Annotated in this window: 21 protein-coding genes and 1 riboswitch; of the genes, 13 read left to right on the forward strand and 8 right to left on the reverse strand. The window is 57.9% G+C overall.

The window, feature by feature from the left end; all coding sequences use genetic code 11:
• Positions 1-6: 6 nt before the first annotated feature.
• Both AC0V6M_RS07990 and AC0V6M_RS07995 read right to left on the reverse strand, forming a co-directional pair.
• A complete protein-coding gene (locus AC0V6M_RS07990; protein ID WP_486138287.1) occupies positions 7-1,329 on the reverse strand; it encodes a DUF1036 domain-containing protein in 1,323 nt (440 codons plus the stop codon).
• Between the two features lie 152 nt (positions 1,330-1,481).
• Positions 1,482-2,180 carry an SOS response-associated peptidase family protein gene (locus AC0V6M_RS07995; RefSeq protein WP_486139592.1) on the reverse strand — a complete coding sequence of 233 codons (699 nt, stop codon included), beginning with the start codon at positions 2,178-2,180 and terminating at the stop codon, positions 1,482-1,484.
• 87 nt (positions 2,181-2,267) lie between these two features.
• Between AC0V6M_RS07995 and AC0V6M_RS08000 the strand changes: the two genes are divergently transcribed.
• The 4 genes from AC0V6M_RS08000 to AC0V6M_RS08015 all read left to right on the forward strand — a co-directional run bounded on the left by AC0V6M_RS08000 (position 2,268) and on the right by AC0V6M_RS08015 (position 6,432).
• Positions 2,268-2,867 (forward strand): thiamine biosynthesis protein ThiC, encoded by a 600-nt coding sequence (locus tag AC0V6M_RS08000; RefSeq protein WP_486138288.1) that lies wholly within the window; start codon positions 2,268-2,270, stop codon positions 2,865-2,867.
• Between the two features lie 78 nt (positions 2,868-2,945).
• Positions 2,946-3,055: riboswitch (TPP riboswitch) on the forward strand.
• 48 nt (positions 3,056-3,103) lie between these two features.
• On the forward strand, positions 3,104-4,999 hold the full coding sequence (gene thiC / locus AC0V6M_RS08005) for a phosphomethylpyrimidine synthase ThiC (RefSeq protein WP_486138289.1): 1,896 nt from the start codon (positions 3,104-3,106) through the stop codon (positions 4,997-4,999).
• Positions 4,996-5,484, forward strand: a complete 489-nt coding sequence (locus AC0V6M_RS08010; RefSeq protein WP_486138290.1) for a RidA family protein — start codon at positions 4,996-4,998, stop codon at positions 5,482-5,484. Before thiC ends, AC0V6M_RS08010 begins: the two co-directional genes overlap by 4 nt.
• A gap of 93 nt (positions 5,485-5,577) precedes the next feature.
• Positions 5,578-6,432, forward strand: a complete 855-nt coding sequence (locus AC0V6M_RS08015; protein WP_486138291.1) for a hypothetical protein — start codon at positions 5,578-5,580, stop codon at positions 6,430-6,432.
• A gap of 105 nt (positions 6,433-6,537) precedes the next feature.
• Here the strand turns inward: AC0V6M_RS08015 and AC0V6M_RS08020 are convergent, their stop codons facing one another.
• Positions 6,538-7,131 carry a hypothetical protein gene (locus AC0V6M_RS08020; protein WP_486138292.1) on the reverse strand — a complete coding sequence of 198 codons (594 nt, stop codon included), beginning with the start codon at positions 7,129-7,131 and terminating at the stop codon, positions 6,538-6,540.
• Positions 7,132-7,245: 114 nt separating this feature from the next.
• Positions 7,246-7,818 carry a YaiI/YqxD family protein gene (locus tag AC0V6M_RS08025; RefSeq protein WP_486138293.1) on the reverse strand — a complete coding sequence of 191 codons (573 nt, stop codon included), beginning with the start codon at positions 7,816-7,818 and terminating at the stop codon, positions 7,246-7,248.
• A 465-nt stretch (positions 7,819-8,283) separates the two neighbouring features.
• Here AC0V6M_RS08025 and AC0V6M_RS08030 point away from each other — a divergent pair, with 465 nt between their 5' ends.
• Positions 8,284-8,646 (forward strand): HPF/RaiA family ribosome-associated protein, encoded by a 363-nt coding sequence (locus AC0V6M_RS08030; RefSeq protein ID WP_486138294.1) that lies wholly within the window; start codon positions 8,284-8,286, stop codon positions 8,644-8,646.
• Between the two features lie 411 nt (positions 8,647-9,057).
• Here the strand turns inward: AC0V6M_RS08030 and AC0V6M_RS08035 are convergent, their stop codons facing one another.
• Positions 9,058-9,528 carry a lipocalin family protein gene (locus tag AC0V6M_RS08035; protein WP_486138295.1) on the reverse strand — a complete coding sequence of 157 codons (471 nt, stop codon included), beginning with the start codon at positions 9,526-9,528 and terminating at the stop codon, positions 9,058-9,060.
• A 534-nt stretch (positions 9,529-10,062) separates the two neighbouring features.
• On the opposite strand from AC0V6M_RS08035, the gene AC0V6M_RS08040 reads away from it, so the two are divergent.
• The 3 genes from AC0V6M_RS08040 (at position 10,063) to AC0V6M_RS08050 (ending at position 11,918) form a co-directional block, all read left to right on the forward strand.
• Positions 10,063-10,275: a cold-shock protein gene (locus AC0V6M_RS08040; RefSeq protein ID WP_472640701.1), complete on the forward strand. Its 213-nt coding sequence runs from the start codon at positions 10,063-10,065 to the stop codon at positions 10,273-10,275.
• Positions 10,276-10,558: 283 nt separating this feature from the next.
• Complete coding sequence (locus AC0V6M_RS08045) at positions 10,559-11,485, forward strand: hypothetical protein (RefSeq protein ID WP_486138297.1); 927 nt, start codon at positions 10,559-10,561, stop codon at positions 11,483-11,485.
• 214 nt (positions 11,486-11,699) lie between these two features.
• Positions 11,700-11,918, forward strand: coding sequence for a hypothetical protein (locus AC0V6M_RS08050; RefSeq protein ID WP_486138298.1), 219 nt, complete (start codon positions 11,700-11,702; stop codon positions 11,916-11,918).
• A 65-nt stretch (positions 11,919-11,983) separates the two neighbouring features.
• Here AC0V6M_RS08050 and AC0V6M_RS08055 read toward each other — a convergent pair whose 3' ends face one another.
• The gene (locus AC0V6M_RS08055; protein ID WP_486138299.1) at positions 11,984-13,186 is read right to left on the reverse strand and encodes a hypothetical protein; all 1,203 of its coding nucleotides are present in this window, start codon (positions 13,184-13,186) and stop codon (positions 11,984-11,986) included.
• Between the two features lie 122 nt (positions 13,187-13,308).
• Positions 13,309-14,529 carry an FAD-binding domain-containing protein gene (locus AC0V6M_RS08060; RefSeq protein ID WP_486138300.1) on the reverse strand — a complete coding sequence of 407 codons (1,221 nt, stop codon included), beginning with the start codon at positions 14,527-14,529 and terminating at the stop codon, positions 13,309-13,311.
• 211 nt (positions 14,530-14,740) lie between these two features.
• On the opposite strand from AC0V6M_RS08060, the gene AC0V6M_RS08065 reads away from it, so the two are divergent.
• The 5 genes from AC0V6M_RS08065 (at position 14,741) to AC0V6M_RS08085 (ending at position 18,111) form a co-directional block, all read left to right on the forward strand.
• Positions 14,741-15,307, forward strand: coding sequence for a fasciclin domain-containing protein (locus AC0V6M_RS08065; RefSeq protein ID WP_486138301.1), 567 nt, complete (start codon positions 14,741-14,743; stop codon positions 15,305-15,307).
• Positions 15,308-15,534: 227 nt separating this feature from the next.
• A complete protein-coding gene (locus AC0V6M_RS08070; RefSeq protein WP_486138302.1) occupies positions 15,535-15,924 on the forward strand; it encodes a COG3650 family protein in 390 nt (129 codons plus the stop codon).
• A complete protein-coding gene (locus tag AC0V6M_RS08075) occupies positions 15,921-16,355 on the forward strand; it encodes a hypothetical protein (protein WP_486138303.1) in 435 nt (144 codons plus the stop codon). Before AC0V6M_RS08070 ends, AC0V6M_RS08075 begins: the two co-directional genes overlap by 4 nt.
• Positions 16,356-16,630: 275 nt before the next feature.
• On the forward strand, positions 16,631-17,713 hold the full coding sequence (locus AC0V6M_RS08080) for a PAS domain-containing protein (protein WP_486138304.1): 1,083 nt from the start codon (positions 16,631-16,633) through the stop codon (positions 17,711-17,713).
• Positions 17,713-18,111: a response regulator gene (locus AC0V6M_RS08085; protein WP_486138306.1), complete on the forward strand. Its 399-nt coding sequence runs from the start codon at positions 17,713-17,715 to the stop codon at positions 18,109-18,111. Before AC0V6M_RS08080 ends, AC0V6M_RS08085 begins: the two co-directional genes overlap by 1 nt.
• A 27-nt stretch (positions 18,112-18,138) precedes the next feature.
• On the opposite strand, the gene AC0V6M_RS08090 is transcribed toward AC0V6M_RS08085, so the two are convergent.
• Positions 18,139-19,581 (reverse strand): S41 family peptidase, encoded by a 1,443-nt coding sequence (locus AC0V6M_RS08090; RefSeq protein ID WP_486138308.1) that lies wholly within the window; start codon positions 19,579-19,581, stop codon positions 18,139-18,141.
• Positions 19,582-19,735: the final 154 nt, after the last annotated feature.

Here is a 19,735-nt window from a genome sequence, read left to right on the forward strand (position 1 = left end):
CCAGCATTATTCAAACGGTATCACGTTGTCGGTATCAGGGCCGACCACATATCGTTGGCCCACCATCACATCGCGCATGTGGCATTTAATCGCCTCTGTCTTTGCAAAATGAAAGGCTCGGCCTGACGGGGCGCATAGCTCCATCCCGTCGCGCGCTTGCCAGCGGTCCTCGCCGCTTCTTCCAACGACGAATATCTCGCCATAATAGGCGCTGCCGTCGGCCTGATCGGGCAGGCCGACCCACGCGCAGAGGCCCCTGTCAATTGTCCACCATCCCACGCTCGACCAATTGGAACGCGGCGAATAATAGCCCCAGTCATAATAGCCAAAGGCGACATGCAGTGGTTCGCGTGCGCGGGTGCAGAATTGCACCTCAGTCTGCTGGTCGGCATATTCATATTGCGCGAGGCTGCCCGGCTGGGTCCGCACCGGCTTGTAAACGTAGTCGGGCTTTTCCTTGCGCGGCGGGGCCTTGTTTTGCGCGGGCAGAATGACGCTGCCGGTCAGATTGGTGCGCCAAACTTCCGTCTCATTGTGGACATAGGCAAAGTCACCGCCCAGACCCGCTGTGACAGCCACCGTGAGGCCCTGATACGCGCCATCATAACCGTACCATATGCCGATATCCTTGCCATAGGCTCCGCTGCCGCCATGCGCGGTTCCCGCGATGCCGCCTGACCCGGGTTGGTTGCGACCCTTGAAGAACCCAACCACAATTCCGCTTCCGCCGCCCAGAGTTCCGAATTCAAGCGCCTTAGTGCGATAGCGCGAGGCAGGAAGTTGTCCCGCTGTATCGAACGCAAAGCCTTTGTCGAATTCTGCGCCAATCCCAATTCCGCCGCCGCTGACAAAGCCGATGGTGACGGTCTGGTAACCGGCTTCGTCGGCTAGCTGCATCGTCCCTTCGTAGCAATTGGAGGCGAGGATATTGTCGTGGAAGGCTTTGCTGTGCGGATTGGCCAAAATGTCCGCGGGAAAGCGGCAACTCGCCCAGGTCGTTGCAATCCTGCCGATCAGATCGGCGGATTGATCCGCTCTTGCCGCAGCCTTTGACAGGATCGATTTGGAGCCACCTGAGGCGCGAACGCAATATCCGGCATTGGGATCAAGTGCGTTCCTGCTGCGCTCAACCAACCCCTTGTTGCAAGGACGGCCAGGCCGCTCCCATACTTTGCAGGCGCGTTGACCGACACCGCCGCACGGTGTTCGCGCAGCAGCCGATGCGGCAAAACTGATATGGCTTGTGGATGTGCTTGGCGCAGGCGAAGCGAAAAACGCCAGCGCAGCGCCGATAACCGAAACGACAATTGCAGACTTAGAAAAGCGCATGGCACTTCCCCCTAAGTGAACAGTCTGCGACCCATGTCTCTTGTTGTTGGTCAGTCTTTCTAATGCGCCGGTTTGAGCCGATCCTGAACGCGATTGTTGTCAAATGTACAGGAAGTTTGAGGGGGTGCGAAAGTGCGGCCGATCACGAGCGATTAGTCAGGCAGATCTGAGCCCAGCTCCACGAGCGGCGCAGGCTGGCTTTGCTCTGCGATGCTGCGCGCTGTGTCCCAGCCGCCATGGAGCCATGTTTGCCGCGTGGCTTCGTTATCAGGCACGATCACCGGCATGCTCTTGCAGCCTGCCTCTCTGGGTGCGCCCGCCGCGTCGCGGGTTAGCAGGGCGAAGGCGGGCACATCCTCGTCTTTCCAGACGCCCGCCATAGCGAATATCCCGCCCCCTTCCGGCGCGAACCAATGCTTGAGGCGTCGCCCCTCGTAATCTGTGCCGCCGCCCCACAGCATGACGCTGGTTGCGGGCACTAGGCAGCGGAACTCGCTGTTGCGCAGGTTCCCGATCCAGAACGGGCTATCGAGATTGCGCACCGATACGATGCGCCGGGCCGGATCATTGGAATTCGGAGGCGGCAACACACCCCACAGGCGCGGCGTCATGCGCGGGCTGAGCCGTCCGCCAGCGGGCCGCGGACCGGCGATGAATTCGCGCCCTGCGGTGATGACAGGCGCAAAGTTGAGCGGGGCCACATAGCCGCCCGCCCACGGGTCCTCGCCCGGCGCTGCGCCAAACCGCCGCGCCACATCGGCGGCCTTTGCATCGAGGCGGTAGAGCTGGGTCAGACGCTTGTTCCAAAGGTGCTGAAAGTAGCAGGCAGCGAGGAGTGATTGCTTAGGCAGCGAAAATTCTTCATCGGGGGTGTAACCTTTCGCCTGCGCGCTCCGAAGACAGGCGAATACACCGCATCCATTAAGGGGTCCATTGCAATGGAATTTACACTGAAGCGCACCGTCCAAGTTTTGGCCGTTTTAATTTTCGCTGTGGCAGTTTCACAGCCAGTGTACACAGCACTCTATCTCGGCGCGCCGGACGTGGATCGCGGATGGCTATGGGGCGTGGAAGCGTTCATTTTTGTGATTATGGCAGCGTTTGCTGGGTCTGCTCTAGTGCAGTCCAAACGCTACAGCCTTGGCTTTTCAGCGATCGCGATGAGCGCGGTTCTCAACGTTGTCCAAGTTGGCGTTGGCTTGACCATGTTCGGCCCGTTCCGTGAAGCTGCACAGGCTTCCGAAGCACTCGCCCCGGCGGCTGGTGCAGTGGTTGCCTTCTCCTTCATGGTCTACAATGCAGCTAAGGTCTTGCTCGGTCTCGCGGCGATTGTATTTGGCATGGCCAAGATGAACGCTGGCGGCAAAGCGCTGGGCGGCCTCACAGCAGCAGTTGGTGTGGTTGCTCTGATTACAAACACCCTTTCGATGGCGCTGGGCCGCGGCTTCTCAGGCGATCTGCCGCTGGCTGGTGGTTCAGGCGTTTTGGCGACGCTGCTGCTGGCACTGTGCCTATCGGTCGCGGTCAAAGAAGACTGAAGCTCTCAAAATCGTTTTGCGCTTCATGCGTTCGGTCGTCATTCGGCTGGACGCATTGGCGCTATACGCTTAGTAAGCCTGACATCCCCGGGGAGCGCGCTCGCGCTGAGAGGGGCGGGATAAGCACCGCCTGACCCGTTGAACCTGAACCGACTAACATCGGCGGAGGGAGCGGCTGGCATAATCGTCTGTAGACAGGCCAGAAGTCCGCTCTCCGCCACTAGGAGACACTTCGCATGGCAGACATCAACTCACCGGTCGAAATCGGCGTAACCACCGGGCCCATCCGCGGCAGCCGCAAGGTCCATATCGGCGCGCGCACCGGCAGCGGAATTCAGGTCGCCATGCGCGAGATTGATCTGGAGGGCGGCGAGGCGCCAGTGCGCGTCTATGACACCTCCGGCCCCTACACCGACACGGACGTCAACATCGATATCAATGCCGGCCTCGCCGCGAAACGCCGTGACTGGATCCTGGCCCGCGGCGATGTTGAGGAATATGACGCGCGCGAGGTGAAGCCAGAGGATAACGGCCAGCTCGGCCCGGACCGCAGCGGCGGTGTCCCGCAATTCCCGAACGCGGTAAAGCGCCCGCTGCGCGCGAAGGCGGGCATGAACGTCAGCCAGATGCACTATGCCCGCAAAGGCATCATCACGCCTGAGATGGAATATGTCGCCGAACGTGAGAACCTGGGCCGCGAAGTCGCCGCTGATTTGGTGCGCGATGGTGAGAGCTGGGGCGCGGAAATCCCAACGGTGATCACGCCGGAATTCGTGCGCGATGAGGTCGCCCGCGGCCGCGCGATCATCCCGAACAACATCAATCACCCGGAAACCGAGCCGATGGCAATCGGGCGCAATTTTCTGGTCAAGATCAACGCCAATATCGGCAATTCCGCCGTCGCATCGGATGTCGCCAATGAAGTCGACAAGATGGTGTGGGCCACACGCTGGGGCGCGGATACGATCATGGATCTATCCACGGGCCGCAACATTCACGACACCCGCGAATGGATCATCCGCAACTCTGCCGTGCCAGTTGGCACCGTGCCGATTTACCAAGCGCTGGAGAAGGTCGGCGGGGTGGCCGAAGACCTCACCTGGGACATTTTCCGCGACACTCTGATCGAGCAGGCAGAGCAAGGCGTCGACTATTTCACCATCCACGCCGGCGTCCGCCTGGCCTATGTGCCGATGGCCGCAAACCGCGTGACCGGGATCGTCTCACGCGGCGGCTCTATCATGGCGAAATGGTGCCTCGCGCATCACAAGGAAAGCTTCCTCTACGAGCATTTCGACGACATCACCGAGATCATGAAGGCCTACGACATCGCCTATTCGCTGGGCGATGGCCTGCGCCCGGGCTCCATCGCGGATGCCAATGACGAGGCGCAATTTGCCGAGCTTTACACCCTGGGCGAGCTGACCCACCGCGCGTGGAAGCATGACGTGCAGGTAATGATCGAGGGGCCGGGCCACGTGCCTATGCACAAGATCAAAGAGAACATGGAAAAGCAGCCGCAGGTCTGCGGCGAGGCGCCGTTCTACACCCTCGGCCCGCTCGTCACCGATATCGCGCCGGGATATGACCACATCACCAGCGGCATCGGCGCGGCGCAGATCGGCTGGTACGGCACGGCGATGCTTTGCTACGTCACGCCGAAGGAGCACCTTGGCCTGCCCGACCGCGACGATGTGAAGGTCGGGGTTGTGACCTATAAACTCGCCGCGCACGCAGCCGACCTTGCAAAGGGTCACCCGGCGGCGAAGGTGCGCGATGACGCCCTGTCAAAGGCGCGCTTTGAATTCCGCTGGAGGGACCAGTTTAACCTGTCACTCGACCCGGAAACGGCCGAGCAATATCACGATCAGACCCTGCCAGCCGAAGGCGCGAAGACGGCGCATTTCTGCTCCATGTGCGGGCCAAAGTTCTGCTCGATGCAGATCAGCCAGGAAGTGCGCGATTTCGCCGCGAAGCAGAATGAAAGCCCCGAGACATTCCTAGCCGCAGAAAAACTGGGCGCAGACACCGCCGAGGCCAGCAAGCAAGCGGCGCTCAAAGGCATGGAGGAGATGAGCGAGAAATATAAGGATATGGGGCAGAAGCTGTACTTGCCGGAGGAGGGCGCATGAAGGCCCTGATCAAATCCACCGCAATCGCGGGCGCACTTTGCCTCGCTGGTACCGCCGCGCAGGCGGACGATCACACAGAAGCTTCTTCGAAGAAGCAAACACTCATGCCTGAAGCGGAAGGTCCGCGCGCCTTTATGGAACAGTTCGGTTTTTCCGAAGCGGTAATCCATGGCGACACCGTCTATCTGTCCGGCGTGATCGTCGGCGGGGGACAGGACGGCACATTGAGCGAAGAGGGGCTTGAGGGCACGTTTGAATATCTCGGCAGCGTGCTGGAGCGCGCAGGCTCAAGCTGGGACGATGTGATCGATCTCACCACCTACCACACCGATATCGAAGCCTCGATGCCCGCATTTAGCGCGGTCAAAAACCGCTATATCAAAGCGCCCTTTCCAGCATGGACCGCGATTGACGTGGACCGGCTGTTCTCGCCAGGCGGCGTGATCGAGATCAAGATCACCGCGCGGGTCACGCCTAAGGAGTGAGGCCAGCAAGCAGGCGGCGCCCAAAGGCATGGAAGAAATGAGCGAGAAATATAAGGATATGGGACAGAAGCTGTACTTGCCGGAGGAAGACGCATGAGACATTTGATTGCGCGCTTCGCATTCGCCCTGGCATTGGGCGGGTTAGCCCTCTCGGCGCCGGCCCATGCGACCAAGGAAAAGGTCAATGTCATCGGCGTGCCTGCCGAGTTGGAGCAGATTGAAGGCACAAAATGTGTCTTTGCCGGAGTGTGCTTCAGCAAGAAACGCGGGGCCTACACCTATGATCCAGGCGTCTGGGGCATGGCCAAATTTCGCGATGGCGAGGTCACTTTAATGGATGGCACCGTGCTGCCTGGACGGATAGCGGTGCTGGGCAAGGCGAATGATTGGAACTTTATCAAGCGTATCGTGCTGGTCGTCCCGGAAGGTGAGGCAGATGCGATCTACCTCAGCTCCACAGATGCCCTGCTGATCACCCAACAGCATAAGAAGGGGCCGCGCACTTATGACCGCTATGATGGCGCCTATCTGCAGCGGCTGGTGTCTGGCAAAATGCGCCTGTCCTATAATCCGGCGGCGGGCACGTCCCGGCCATTGTCGGAATTTCTGCCGGCAGGCACGATCGCCAGCCTGTCTGGTGCGGTCGGGCGGCAAGGGGTAATCGATGCGCTGAAAAACGGCAGCACTGTTGAGGAGAGCCTGACAGAAGGGACCTCCGCGGGCCGCGCATTGGGCCAAGCGCTCAGCTCTATCGAAATCACGGAGAAGGAATATCTGCTCTATGACGAGAGCACCGACCGGCTGACGCCAATCACCAAAGCGAATTATGCCTCCTCTTTGGCGACATTGTTCGCCGGATGCGCGGCAGCGGATGCGAAATCGCTCAAGGGCTTTCGCAAATATAAGAAGATCGTCGAGGCGGTTGAGTTCTATAACGCGAGTTGTTGATGAGGAAGGGCTTTCCACTTTCCATTTCGTGACCCGTCACCTCGAACTCGTTTCCGGAAAACGGCGGATTTGTAATTCGGTTGCTGGGTTGTGGTGAAAAGGAGCCTAGGTTATGCAGGTAATCTGGAAATCGCAATGCCAGAGTGCATTGGTGAACCAGTCGCCAAAGGCCCAGACCATGGTGCCAAGAACCGCGAGTACAATTTCGTTCTTTGAAGCTTTCGTCAGGCTTTCAGAATCCGTAACGTGAGCCTTCCTGACCTCAATGCTAGAATTAATAAGGCCGACGGAGTGCTTTAATGCGTCGTCGAAGGGCAGTTTTTCATTCCCTTTCAAACTTGTAATATATTCAGCGGCTTCAACTATTCGAGCCATCTCGCGTTGCTTTTCTTCCTTGTCCATCTCGTTCAATTTTAGATTTTCTGGAAGATCTTTGAGGAACTTTTTGCTCTTCATCATCTCTATCGCTTGCTTCTGAGCCTCAGTTCTCTTTTTTAGTTCTTCAACTAAAATATTATGAAGTACTGCATACCCTACAATAATGGCTCCAACTCTCTGAAAAAATGTTGGAATATACAGCGCGTCTACAATTAGGCCAATAATGAGAATTGCGAAACCAATTTTAATACTGTTTTCATATATTAATCTTTCAAATTTCAGATACCATTTTGGATCCTTTTCGAATATTTTTTGACTCATCTTTGAATATGTTCGCCTATTGATATTGGAGGGTATGACTTTAGTGAATAACTTCGAGTGGGCAATTATCATTTCCCAAAAAATCGACGTGGACTGGTCCAAGGAAGAGCTTTTCTAACCCCACCCCAATTTCACCAGCACCCGGTCCAGCTCCTGTAAGAAACGCGAGCGGTCGGCCTTTGAGAATGGCGGAGGGCCGCCGCCGATGCCGTCCATCCCGGCGCGTAGGTCTTCCATAATCGCGCGGGTCGCGATTGCGCTGCCGATACTGGCGGCATCGAACGGTTTGCCATTGTGAGACAGCACCGCCGCGCCTGCCTTTAGGCACCGCTCCGCCAGCAGAATATCGGCGGTGATCACCACGCTTCGCGCGTTCGCATTCTCCGCAATCCAATCATCCGCCGCGTCATATTTTGGGCCCTCATGCGCCGGGCGGCGGGCATCCGCCCACCTTGGCTGCGGCCTAACCGGCCGGCGCGCGGTCGCGCTTGCGGACGGCTGGTCGCCGTCCGAATATCCATCGACGACAATCCGCTTGATACGCGGGTGATCGGGGATGCGGAATGGCGAATTGCTGACGATGCGCACCTCAGCCTTAAACCGCTCTGCGACGCGGTAGACCTCGTCCTTCACCGGGCAGGCATCGGCGTCGACCAGGATTGTGATGGGGGTTTGTGCTTGGGACATCGCCGAGGTTCTAGCGGTGTTTTTGTTTTTCGCACACCCATCCGGGCGTGCGGTTTCCTCGCTCAGTTTTTTGTTTACGCCCTCAAGCGCCGGGCGCTCACATCCGTTCGCTTGGCTTTCGGCCTAACCGGCCGGCGCGCAGTCGCGCTTGCGGCTCGCTTCGCTCGCCGGACCATTCCAGGCCATCAAGATTGCGCCAGGATACTAGGCGCAAGGCAGTCTGGCTTGGTTGCGGAGCGCGGTCGGGAGTCTTTTTGTTCCGCATCGCATCCGCGATGCGATATCCTCGCTCACGCGATCATAGATCGCATCGCTGCGGGCGGGCGGGCGCCCTTGCGGTCGCTCAAGCGACCGTGCTCCGCGACCAAGCCGCGAAACTCCCACTCCGAAATTCCTCGAAATTCCCGCGCGGCTTCCCATATCGAATGATACAACAAACCCCCTAAGAGAGGAGCGTCGCCCCCGATGCCAAACACCGAAACCATGCAGTTCCAGTTCAATTCTGACAGCAGCGTTATGGGCACAGCAAACGTCGCGGAGCGGATTGAAAATGCCGTGCGTCATAAGCTTGCCCGGTTCGAAAATCGCCTCACCCGGCTGGAGGTGCACGTGCGCGATGACAATGCGCGCAAGGGCGGCGATGATGACAAGGCCTGTATGATCGAAGCGCGTCCGCGCGGGGACAAGCCAATCGGCGTCACCGAACATGCAGGCGATGTGGACACGGCGGCTCGCAAGGCGGCCAACACCATGGCCCAGCGGCTGGAACGCGTGCTGGGCAAGCAAGAAAAGCACAAACACGACCCGCGGCCTGATAAGGAGATGTGAGGGAGCTTTTTGTTTGCGCCCTCAAACGCCGGAGTCTTTGAATTCCGCACACCCATCCGGGTGCGCGATATCCTCGCTCATGCGATCATAGATCGCGTCGCTGCGGGCGGGCGTGCGCCCTTGCGGTCGCTGAAGCGACCGTGCTCCGCGACCAAGCCAGCGGAAGCGCACCAAGTATCTTGGAGCAACATCCATGACCTGGAATGGCCCGGCGAGCGACAGCGAGCCGCAAGCGCGACTGCGCGCCGGCCGGTTAGGCCGAAAGCCAAGCGAACGGATGTGAGCGCCCGGCGTTTGAGGGCGCAAACAAAAAACTCAATCCTGCTCTGTAATCCTCACCAGGCTCCAGTCATACCCCAGCTCACGCACGCGGGCCTCCAGCGCGGCGCGCAGTTCTGCGCTGGGCTGTGCCTAGCGGGTGAGCATCCATAAGTAGCGCCCTGATGGCTCGCCGACGATCGACCACGGATATTGTCCCTCGGCATTCGGCTCGCCGCGGTCCAGCACCCAATAATCGCCGTAGAACGGACCGAAGAAGCTGACTTTCAGCTTGGCGCCGTCTGATCCCTCGACCACTTTGGCGCGGCCCTTTGCTTCGCTGAGTTCGCCATCAAGCCCGCCTTTGCGGCAGGAATTGAGCACGGCAATCTTGCCATCATCGCGCTCCGAATAGGTCGCGGTGACACCTTCGCAGCCCTTTTGAAACGGCGCCTCATAGCGGGCATATTCGTGCCAGGTGCCAAGGTAGGATGCGAGCGCGACCGGCTTTGCAGGCTCTGGCACGGCGGTGTTGCCGACAGGGCCTGGGGAGCCGGTGCATGCGGCGAGGGTGGTTGCGGCGAACAGGGCGAAAAGTGCGCGCGGGGCGTGTTTGAATGTCATGCGCATGGCTGTGCCACAGGGCGGGCGGGAATGCCATTTTGCGGCGGCGGGACGGTCTGCTGCGGCGCTGAGGCTTTCCTACTGATGGGCGCGGCGTTTAGACCATGCGGATGGCCAAATTCCCTGCTTATTGCCGCGATGCCGCGCGCTGTCTTCAATCGATTTTTTCGATCAATAGGCGTGTCTGTGATCGGATGGTTTTTGGCCTTAGACTGTGTTTCAGTCTGTTCCAAGCGCCCTGTGCGTGCGGCGAGTGGAGGAATGGAGCTTACGGGGCGGCGAAAAGGGACCTCAGGTGGGGGCGCAGAAATTGCGGCTAACTCCTTCAAATTAGGTGATTGCCCAAATGTCTGCTAGTTGGCATTTGCTGACGTCGAGATTTGCGACGGACTTCGAGATTTGCCTTCCGCCGTTTGGCCCCTGTGGCCCCCGGCGTAAACCAGACGACGACTTCCTTTCATTTGACGATTTGACGCACAACCATGCCTCGCATTGGGGCATGGCAATTACCGTTTCGCTTGAAAGGAAACGACTATGTCTAAGACTGGAACCGTAAAGTTCTTCAACACTGACAAGGGCTATGGCTTCATTCAGCCTGACGATGGCTCGAATGACAGCTTCGTCCACATCAGCGCAGTGCAAGCCGCCGGCATGCAATCGCTTGATAAGGACCAGCGCGTCAACTTCGACCTCGAAGAAGGCCGCAATGGCAAAGAAAGCGCTGTGAACTTGTCAGCTGCTGACTAAGCGATCCGTAGCGGGGCGGGGCTGTGATGGCTCTGCCCCGTTGCAATCCCTGTGCTCAGGCGCACCGGGCCAAGAAATGACGCGCTGATGACGCAGGCTAATGGCCGCCGCAGCGCTTTCCTACTCGCACTGACTGTGGTTAGAAGCGAGCAAATGCACCACAGTAACCTCCGTATTAACCCTATGGTAGCCATGCGCGGTTAACGCGCTGGAAGACTTTCGCTGCATACCAGCGAGGCTGGCCGTTTGCGTCAGTGCGGATCGTTACTAAGGGGTTTTGAAAATGCATCAGCTGCAGGAAGTCTTTGCGACTGCCGAAGGGGAAAAGGCTTTTGAGGCGCACTTGCATGCGCTGTTTGCCGCCTCGGATTTCGATGCTGCTGAGGCAATCCTTTCAAAGCACATTGCGGCGATGGATACCCCTGTGGCTGAGTTTTGCCGTCAGCTGGGTCATGATGCGATTGAGATCAACGGCCTCGAAGACGTGTTCGATTGCGTCGATGGACTGGAAGGCGAACCTGTCAGCACGGTGATCATCGTTGCGGCGAACCCGCCAGATCTCGCCTTTGAAAAGGGCAAGACGCATGAGCCCTTCCTCGCCGCTATGCTTTACACGGACGAAGGCTATGCCTTCTCCAATACGCCCGCTGAACAGATTATCGCAGAATGCGGCAATGAAGAGGGCCCGGCGTGGGCTGGCAAAGAAGAGGACATTGAGCTCTATCTTGAGATTGAGGGGTTTGGCCCGCTCAATACCGCGCTGCTGTTCCACAAACAGCGCCACTTCTTCCGCGATGACAATCCGCCGCAAGCGCCTTTGCGTTACGTTGAGTACGTTGTTGGCTGTTGGTGGCGCGCGCTTAGGTGCCAGCAGGCTATTGCAGCGCGCGTGGAAAAGCACCTGCACCCCATCGGGATCGGCGCGGTTGTCGCGGTTGAGGACATGCGCCCAGAGCTGATCAGCGTGCTGGCGCGGCCTGCGACAGAGCAGGTGGCGGAACGCCGTCCGGCGGCCGAGCTTGCATCGATCGAAGCGGAGACCTTCATCCAGCGTAAAGTGGTTGAAGAAGAGAAGGAGTTCTCCGGTGCAGATCTGCGCCGCAAGGTCGATGAGATCATGGAGGAGGCACCAGAGCCGGAACCAAAAAAGAAGCGTGGTTTCTTCAGCCGCTTGTTTGGACGCGGGCGCTCGGTCGACAAGGCTGCTTAGCCAAACGGGTAAGCATTGTTGCCGCTGGGCGTGAGTGCTTGCACGCGCGTTTACCAAGAAAGCCGCGCAAATTAGGTGTTTGTGCATAAATCTGCTAACCTATCGGTCTATCCAAAGAATCTGGCGCCGCTGCGCTTTGAAAGCGGCACAACAGGCCAAGTGCTTGCATGCACTCTGACCCCTGCTGAGCCGGAGCATAAAGAGAGACCATTGCATGGCCCAAACATACGAATTCTACAGCGAACGCGCCGACGAAGCTGCGGCGCAGGCGGAAAAGTCTGACCTCGCCAACGTACGTGAACGGCATCTGCGGGCTGAGAAAACTTGGCGTGGTTTGGCTGAGCAGGCTCGCAAGACCGTACAAGATCGCGCCCGCGCCGATGAAGAACGCGCTGCACGCCGTGCGGCAGAAGCCGAAGCAGCCAGCGCCTAAACCACATGTTTAGCGCATTGTAGTGCGGCCTCTCAGCCTTTCGCTGAGGGGACAAATGCTGCGCGCTAAACGCTTTTTCGGCCAAACACTTTGGCGCGCAATCCCTTGCCGCTCAGGCTAGGCATGCCCGGATTGCTCGGCGTCGGTTGGCTGACTTGGACTGGCTTTGGCGTGTCTGGATCAGGGGGCGGTGCACCGCCGTCTCCAATCGCGCGCACCTCAAACTTCCCGCCAATACCTTCGGCCATGGCGCGTTTCTCGGCCCATTCATTGGCGAGCTCGACCTTGGCGTCCTGTTCCCCTGGCATTAGGTCGGCTGGGAAGGCCCGATCATTGATGGCGTTCTCCTCAGGCACGTGATCCTCCGCGAGAAAGGCATGCTCGACATGCTTAAGTGGAGTGAGTTCATAAAACGCCAAGCCAGCTTCGCCATCTTCTGGGTCGGCATCGCGCCAGTTCACCTTGTATGAAAGGCTGCGGTCTTCCGGGCCAAAGGTATCGCCATCCGGGATGACATAGCCGTTCTCCACCAGGCTCACATTCATGAAACTAAGGATGGTTTCGAAATTGGCAGCCCAAGGCAGCACATTGGGCTTGATCACGATTTCTCGGCCCAGCCAATGACGCGCGCCATAGGTGCGAATGCCGAGCTGTTGATCTTCGTTGGGGCCTGCCTGCGGTCCGAACAAATACGGGTGTATGTGAAGCGGGCTTGGCGCATCCATAGCGGCAAAACTATCAAACATCTCGCCAGAGATCAGTTGATCTGACTGCGTCCAATGCACAGCGGATGGGCTGGCATGGTCGGTGACAATCCGGCTCATCAAGGCCAAAACTTGAAGGCGCCGGTCAAATTGCTCCCGCGTCGCGCCCGCTTGTTTGACGCCGACCTGCTGAAACATTTCGGCGATCTTGGGATCGTTTTCGACACCTCCCATCACGCCATGCGACACCTCCAGCAGGATGTGGCTGCGCGAGCGAGCGATGCGGTCGCGGACGTCAGGGCACAAAAGGCCAGTGACGGTCGATGACAAAGTGGCGGCGAACACCTCAGGATTGGCCGGACCATCGATATATTCAAAGGTCAGCATTAGCTCTTCTGAACCGTTGAACAGCCGGTAGAATTTGCCCGGATTGGCCTCAGGAACGTTGAAAATCGCGCCCGATTTCATCTCTTCGATACGAGCGAAATCGCGCACCGCCGCTTCCAGAATGTCGTGCGGCTGGTCGAACAGCAAGGCGGTTTGCAAACGGTTCGGATATTTCATCGTTTTGGATCCCGGTTTCCAACACCGGGCCTGTAAGGCAGCAGGCGTAAGTTTCCGGTTAACTATGCACCGCGCCTCATGCGGTTGTGACAGGATTGCGCGCGCATTTCCGAGGGCACGTATCAGCCGCCGATGCCAAGCTCACCTAGGATACTCTCAATCTGCTTTTTGACGCCAAAGAAGCCAGCCTTGGCATGCGGCCAAGTGGCCCGATCAAGTTCTGGCAGCAGGGTGATGAGTTTGTCCGCTGCCTCTAATTCGGACAGCTCTGGCCACAGCGCATCGCGCGTCCAGCCAATCGGCAAATACGGCGTCACGACCCGGGTGATCCCGGCATCTGAAAGCAATTCAGCAAGGCTTTGCTCGCTGTCCCAAACGGTGGATTTGCAGCCAAACGCATCGGAGGCCTTGCTGAGCGAGTCCGCGACGGCTTCTTCAGCAAAACTCAGCGCCTTATCAATCACCTCGCGCGGAGACCGCGCGGCGGGACGAGCGGCCCCAATGACCAAGCTCGGCACCTGAGGCAGCGTCAGCGGCGCGTGGCTTGCCGCTTCATCGTGCAGCAGCAGAGCAAACGGCTCAGCAAATGCATCTTCGTTGGGAACATCGGGCAGCGACAATGTTCGCTTCGGGTGGTCGTAGGGCTCTTCGAGCGCAGGCGCTTCGGTTGCCAGACCTTCAGCCGGCATTGGACCATCTGGATGATTGACTGTGTAGGTGGCGATATTGTCTGGGCGAGCGAGGTAGGTTTTGCCCTTGGTGTGGAGGCCTGCGACCCAGCGCCAGCCGAGAGTGTTCGAGGCCGCATCACCGTCTATCAGGTTTCTCAAGAAGAAGTCCGCGCCAAGCTGCCAATCGAGCTTAAGCGTGAAAATCCAAATGCTGGCAAACCACATGCGGGCGTGATTGTGCAAATAGCCAGTCTCCACGAGCTCGCGTGCCCACACATCGAATGCCTCTATCCCGGTGCGTCCGTCGATGGCCTCGGTGTAAGCTTTCTGCAGGCCGGTGTTGCTTGCTAGCCGGGCGAAGGCCGCCTCACGATCCTCGCAAAACTGCGACCAGACGCTGGGGCGCTGTTCGAGATAGCCTTTGAAATAGACCCGCCAGAAAACCTCAGCGATGAATTTCTCTGCCTTCTGCGGGCTGTGCTGGGCCAGCACAGAGGTGCAGATTTCAGTCTCATTTAGCAGTCCTGCATGCAGCCATGGCGACAGCAGCGAGACATTGCTGCGGCCCGTTCCGTCGTCAAAATTGCGCGCATCAGCATAGCGACGCCCGGCCTTGGGCAAGAAGTCCGCAAATTGTTCAATGCCAGCGGCGCGAGTGGGGGTCCATTTCATAGATAGGACAACGAGAGGCGCGCGCGCGGGTTCCAATAAATTGCGTATCGCCAACCCTGAACTGTGTAATTTTCGTGCTCAAACGCACAATAAATTTCGGAACATCTATTCGAGAAGCTCGTTCGTATCTGTGAGCGAGCAGGCAAAACGGCTTGTTCCCATTCTCTCGCGAATGGCACCAAATTTTGTAAGTATTACAAGGATGATCCCTATGAACACCCTTAAAGTGGCCTTGGCCTCAACCATCGCTCTGTCCATTGCCGCCTGTTCACCAGAAGCGGCGACCGATGATGTTGCAACCGAAGATGCAATGGCAGCCGAAGAAGTGGCGCCGGGCACGATCGTTGACGTTGCCGTTGGCGATGACAACTTCTCCACCTTGGTAGCTGCAGTGAACGCCGCTGAGCTTGGTGAAACCCTGTCGGGTGAAGGTCCGTTCACCGTGTTCGCGCCAACCAACGATGCGTTCGCGAAATTGCCAGAAGGCACAGTCGAAACGCTGACTACCGAAGACACCGAAACACTTGGTACGATCCTGACCTACCACGTTGTTGCACAGGCGGTTGATGCGGCCTCGCTAATCGGTGCAATCGAAGGTGCCGGCGAAGGCGGATATGAAATTCCAACGGTAAACGGTGGAACGCTGACAGCAAATGTCGTCGATGGCGCAGTGGTATTGACCGATGCGGCCGGCGGCACTGCGACCGTGACCGCGACCGACGTGGAAGCATCAAACGGTATGATCCACGTGATCGATTCGGTTCTGATGCCGCAGTAATTTACGCATCTTTGAACAAAGTTGAGAAAAGGCGGGTCCTGCGAGGGATCCGCCTTTTTGCTGTTTGGTGATGTCAATGGACCGCCACGATCGGGAATTTGTCGACTGCCTGCAACAAGGTAGTGACGCCATGGGTAAGGTGCTCTACCATGCTTGATCAAGTACTTAGAGTTGGGCGTTAGATGATTGGTATAGGGCGAATTTCCTGGCTAGCGCTGGGAGCGTTAATGTGTTCCGCTTGCGCAGCAAGCGGCGATAACCGCGCTGACACGCCGCAGAATTTTGCCGGCATTTCCGATGATGAATCGATCACCTTGAGCGGGACTGAGCCGTTCTGGAGCATGGCGATTGATGGCACCAAGCTGACGTACTCGAGTCCGGAAAACCTCGAAGGCGAAGTCACAGAAGTGCGCCGATTTTCTGGCAATAACGGTCTGGGGTTCTCTGGCGAGCTTGCTGGTGAGAGCTTGCAGATCGCCGTAACCCCAGGCGAATGCAGCGACGGCATGAGCGATTTTGAATACCCTTTCACGGCTACTGTCAATTTGGGTGATGCGACGCTGCTTGGATGCGGCTACACCGACAGCAATCCAATCATTGGAGAAGAATCCGAATGAGCGATGCGCATGATGTCCAGGTGGACGAGGATCAAGCCATTACTGAGAGCGCAGGCGCTGGGATGGCAAGCGCCTATTCCGTTTCTCGCTATTGGCGGATGTTCTTCTGGGCGGCGGCAGTCTTCAATTTGATCATAGGTCTGGCTGGCATGCTCAGTCCAGAGGCGACGATCGATGCGCGGATCATCGGTCTGTTCATTTTCAGCTTTGGTATCGTGTATTTCCACGTCGCGCGCGAGCCGATGCGCTTTGGCCCAATTTTGTGGGCTGGTATTTTAAGCAAGATTGGTATTTTGGCGCTGCTCGCGCCTCAGGTTTTCGGTGCGCAGACGGTCGATCCAATGGTGGCGGGTGGCTTGGTCGCAGACGGGATCTTTGCGGTCGGATTCCTGGTGTTTTTGATGAGCGTGATCGACGATTACGAAATTTGATCTTGGGAGTTCGAACGGCCCCTTAAAGTCCGATCAACAGGCTGTTGAGCATCCGCAATCTAGATCCTTTAAATCCCGGAATGTCAGCTTGCCGCGGCGTTGCAGCGAATAATTGCCGCGTGCTCTCACCTAAAACCCCTATAGTGCAATGGTTTACCATTCTGCCGGTCTTGGCTGGCTGAATTTCTCGGAACGCACGCGTCTGATTGTCGTTAGGTTGGCAACGAACAGACATTACCGTTGCAGCGATTATTGTGGCGGGAAAGCGGACTACAGTGAGCACCGACGAAGAACGCGAGCCTAAGCGATCCGAGCAAGCAACCTTGAGTTTTGATGACGCGCCCGACAGGTTTCGGGCCGGTCACAAAGGCGACCAGTTTTCTGGCGCATCTGGCGTCTTGTTCGAACAAGCCATGGCGCAAACCCGCATGGCGATTTGCTTGTGCGATCCGCACAAGCCAGATCTACCGATTGTATTTGCCAACCGGGCATTTCGCCGCCTGACTGGGTATGGCGAGGATGAGATATTAGGCCGGTCATGCCGGTTCCTGCAGGGACCTGAGACCGATCCAGAGCCTGTCGCTCGCATTCGCGAGGCGCTGGCGAATGAAGACGTGGTCGTGGTTGAACTGCTCAACTACCGCAAGAACGGCACTACTTTCTGGAACGCTCTGCACCTAGGCCCAATCTACAACAGCGAGGGCGAACTCGTCTATTTCTTCGGCAGCCAATGGGACGTGTCCGACGTGCGCGCTGCGCGGTCTGAAGGGCGCCACGCAAAAGAAATGGCGCGCGAGCTGTCGCATCGCATGAAGAACATGTTCGCAGTGATCTCTGGCATCGTGAATGTCACCGGGCGGGTGCGCGGCATTCGCGCCGAGGCTGATGAAATTAACTCGCGCATTCAGGCACTAGGCCGCGCGTATGAGACGACCCTAGATGATGCTTCGTCTGGCAGCATTGATATTGGCCAAGCGATCAAAGCCGTCCTGCTGCCCTATGACCGTGACGAAGAGCGCATGATCTTGCTGGGAAATGGGGTGCGCATGCCGTTCACGGTCATCTCCATTGTCGGTCTCATCCTCCACGAACTTGCCGCAAATGCGACGAAGCACGGGGCCTGGGCCACTGAAGAGGGCAAGGTCACAGTGAGCTGGATGCCAGCGCAGGACACAGAAGGCCTCGTCATCACCTGGGCGGAAGAAGGCGGCCCTCTTGTTGACCCGGATCAAATTGAAGCGGGGACGGGCACAGCAATTGTCGACCGGTTGCTCGCTACGACTGACGGAACGATAGAGCGCAACTGGAACGAAACTGGCCTCAGGGTCGTTATCACACTGCCGGTAAGGAGCGTGTGATGGCCAAGAGCTACACGATATTGCTGCTCGAAGACGAACCCTTGATCTTGATGGATATGGAGTTTGCCGCTGAGGATCGCGGATGCGACGTGCTGACCGCGACGAATTGCGATATAGCTCATCAGCATATTCAAACCCACGGGCGCGATATTGATCTGGCGATATTGGACGTGTCGCTGGGCAATGGGCTGACATGCTTCCCCGTGGCGCACGAGCTCGAGCGTCTCGAAATCCCATACATCCTGCACTCGGGCGATCTCGACCGTCATAATGAGCGCATCCGCGAGCTGGACGCACAGCTGATTGCCAAACCAGCCTCCGCTGACAAGGTCATCGCTGCTGCAATCGCCCATTCACAAGGTGCTGACGCTAGAGCCGTTCACATCACTGCAGAGTAAGTCTCTGGGGGCTGCGGGCCGCTTGCCTTAGAACAGCCCTGGGATCTCGTACTGCGCGGCATTCGGTCGATCTGGTTGCAGCATCGTCTGACGCCCAGAACCCAGTGCTTGCTGCACTCCGGCAGCGCCAATGGCGGTGCAGGTGCGCCCGCCCAGAAAATCCAGAGCCGCTGCGATAGAGGCCTCGGTCGGATCGCCAAATGGTGTGAAGATGTCGTCGTCCGCTCGGCAGGTGTTGGGCACTTCGCTTGCGAGCCCGTTGAAATATTCACCGTTCCCGTCGGCATTGTTGGTTTGAAACGTCACGGCGCGAACCCTGAGATCGCAGGCCGCAAGGTCAAAGCCAAATTGACCGACTGGCTTACCCGAGGTGTCATCCCCGACCAGCGCCAGACTGTTGCCTAAATAAGGGATCATCGAATTGATCACGAGCTCGCTGGCAGAAGCCGTGCCTATGCGGCCAATGAATGCGATTTTGGTTGGCTGGATTGCGTTGGCCTCTGTTTGAAACAGTTCGGTTGAATTTTCCGCGGATTTCGAGGCCCGCAGGACCGTCTCGCTGAACACCTGACCGGTGCGTCCTTGCCCCAGAAGGTCGCCGAGCAGATCCGCGACATCGACCAAACCGCCGCCATTATAGCGGAAGTCGATGATCAGTTCGGTCACCCCTTCGCTTTGGAACAGCGCAAAGGCCTCGCGCAGCTCGTCAGAGGCGCTGGCGACAATAAAGGTGCGAAGGTTGAGGTAGCCAACCTTTTTGCCCGCATCATCCAGGATCAGCGCCCCGTATCGGTCAGATACCGGATCAAGTGAGAAATCAGTCTTTGTAATACTGGATTCGCTGGTCGTGTTGGCCGCTGTGCGGAACTGGATCACTCGGGTCGTACCGGCTGTGGATGGGCCAAGCGCATCGATCACCGCTTGCGGTCCGCCTGTCGACATCAGGGAAGACACGTTCTGCAAGTTACCACTGCTTGTACCAATCGCCAGCAATTCCGTGCCGCGATCAATGCCTGCGCCAAACCCAGGTGCATTCTCAAAAGCCTCAAGCACGAACACGCGGTCGTTGACTGTGTCATAGGCAAGCCTGATGCCAAACCCCGCATTAGAACCGGAGTTAATCAGCGCGTTTTCTTCGGCGATGGATGTCGCGAAGGTAAAGCCGCGGTCGCGCTGCTGAGCGCGGGCGGGGGCGACTAATGCGTCCAGATAACCTTGAAGGTCGGTGAAATTGCTGGCCACAACAGTGTTGTCGATCAAATTCGGGAACAGATACCATTCGTCAATTACGTCTTTGGCGAATTGTTGTTGCTCGGCGAGCGTGCATCCTGCCGTGCCTCCACTCGTTCCTCCACCAGTGCCGCCGCCCGCGGTGCCACCGCCAGCGGTTTGGCCGGATCCTCCACCGCCTCCACAAGCGGCCAATGAGATTGCGAGGAGGGTAGATAGGGTAATGCGACCAATGGTCATGCGGCGCGACTCCGAATTACGAAAGCGTCTTTGATGGATGTTTTTTATACAACCAGCATGGCTGATGAACCCCTAGTGAGCAAGATTACTCTCCTGTTAATGGGCGAATGTCAGGCACACCTGCTCGCAATGGACATCAACGAAAGGCGGGAAT

Source organism: Erythrobacter sp. JB3-1 (genome assembly GCF_057364995.1).

Coding starts and splice junctions, on each gene's coding strand:
- AC0V6M_RS07990 (WP_486138287.1), bottom strand. CDS start 1,329: ATGCGCTTTTCTAAGTCTGCAATTGTCGTTTCGGTTATCGGCGCTGCG.
- AC0V6M_RS08000 (WP_486138288.1), top strand. CDS start 2,268: ATGGAATTTACACTGAAGCGCACCGTCCAAGTTTTGGCCGTTTTAATT.
- thiC (WP_486138289.1), top strand. CDS start 3,104: ATGGCAGACATCAACTCACCGGTCGAAATCGGCGTAACCACCGGGCCC.
- AC0V6M_RS08010 (WP_486138290.1), top strand. CDS start 4,996: ATGAAGGCCCTGATCAAATCCACCGCAATCGCGGGCGCACTTTGCCTC.
- AC0V6M_RS08015 (WP_486138291.1), top strand. CDS start 5,578: ATGAGACATTTGATTGCGCGCTTCGCATTCGCCCTGGCATTGGGCGGG.
- AC0V6M_RS08020 (WP_486138292.1), bottom strand. CDS start 7,131: ATGAGTCAAAAAATATTCGAAAAGGATCCAAAATGGTATCTGAAATTT.
- AC0V6M_RS08025 (WP_486138293.1), bottom strand. CDS start 7,818: ATGTCCCAAGCACAAACCCCCATCACAATCCTGGTCGACGCCGATGCC.
- AC0V6M_RS08030 (WP_486138294.1), top strand. CDS start 8,284: ATGCCAAACACCGAAACCATGCAGTTCCAGTTCAATTCTGACAGCAGC.
- AC0V6M_RS08035 (WP_486138295.1), bottom strand. CDS start 9,528: ATGACATTCAAACACGCCCCGCGCGCACTTTTCGCCCTGTTCGCCGCA.
- AC0V6M_RS08040 (WP_472640701.1), top strand. CDS start 10,063: ATGTCTAAGACTGGAACCGTAAAGTTCTTCAACACTGACAAGGGCTAT.
- AC0V6M_RS08045 (WP_486138297.1), top strand. CDS start 10,559: ATGCATCAGCTGCAGGAAGTCTTTGCGACTGCCGAAGGGGAAAAGGCT.
- AC0V6M_RS08050 (WP_486138298.1), top strand. CDS start 11,700: ATGGCCCAAACATACGAATTCTACAGCGAACGCGCCGACGAAGCTGCG.
- AC0V6M_RS08055 (WP_486138299.1), bottom strand. CDS start 13,186: ATGAAATATCCGAACCGTTTGCAAACCGCCTTGCTGTTCGACCAGCCG.
- AC0V6M_RS08060 (WP_486138300.1), bottom strand. CDS start 14,529: ATGAAATGGACCCCCACTCGCGCCGCTGGCATTGAACAATTTGCGGAC.
- AC0V6M_RS08065 (WP_486138301.1), top strand. CDS start 14,741: ATGAACACCCTTAAAGTGGCCTTGGCCTCAACCATCGCTCTGTCCATT.
- AC0V6M_RS08070 (WP_486138302.1), top strand. CDS start 15,535: ATGTGTTCCGCTTGCGCAGCAAGCGGCGATAACCGCGCTGACACGCCG.
- AC0V6M_RS08075 (WP_486138303.1), top strand. CDS start 15,921: ATGAGCGATGCGCATGATGTCCAGGTGGACGAGGATCAAGCCATTACT.
- AC0V6M_RS08085 (WP_486138306.1), top strand. CDS start 17,713: ATGGCCAAGAGCTACACGATATTGCTGCTCGAAGACGAACCCTTGATC.
- AC0V6M_RS08090 (WP_486138308.1), bottom strand. CDS start 19,581: ATGACCATTGGTCGCATTACCCTATCTACCCTCCTCGCAATCTCATTG.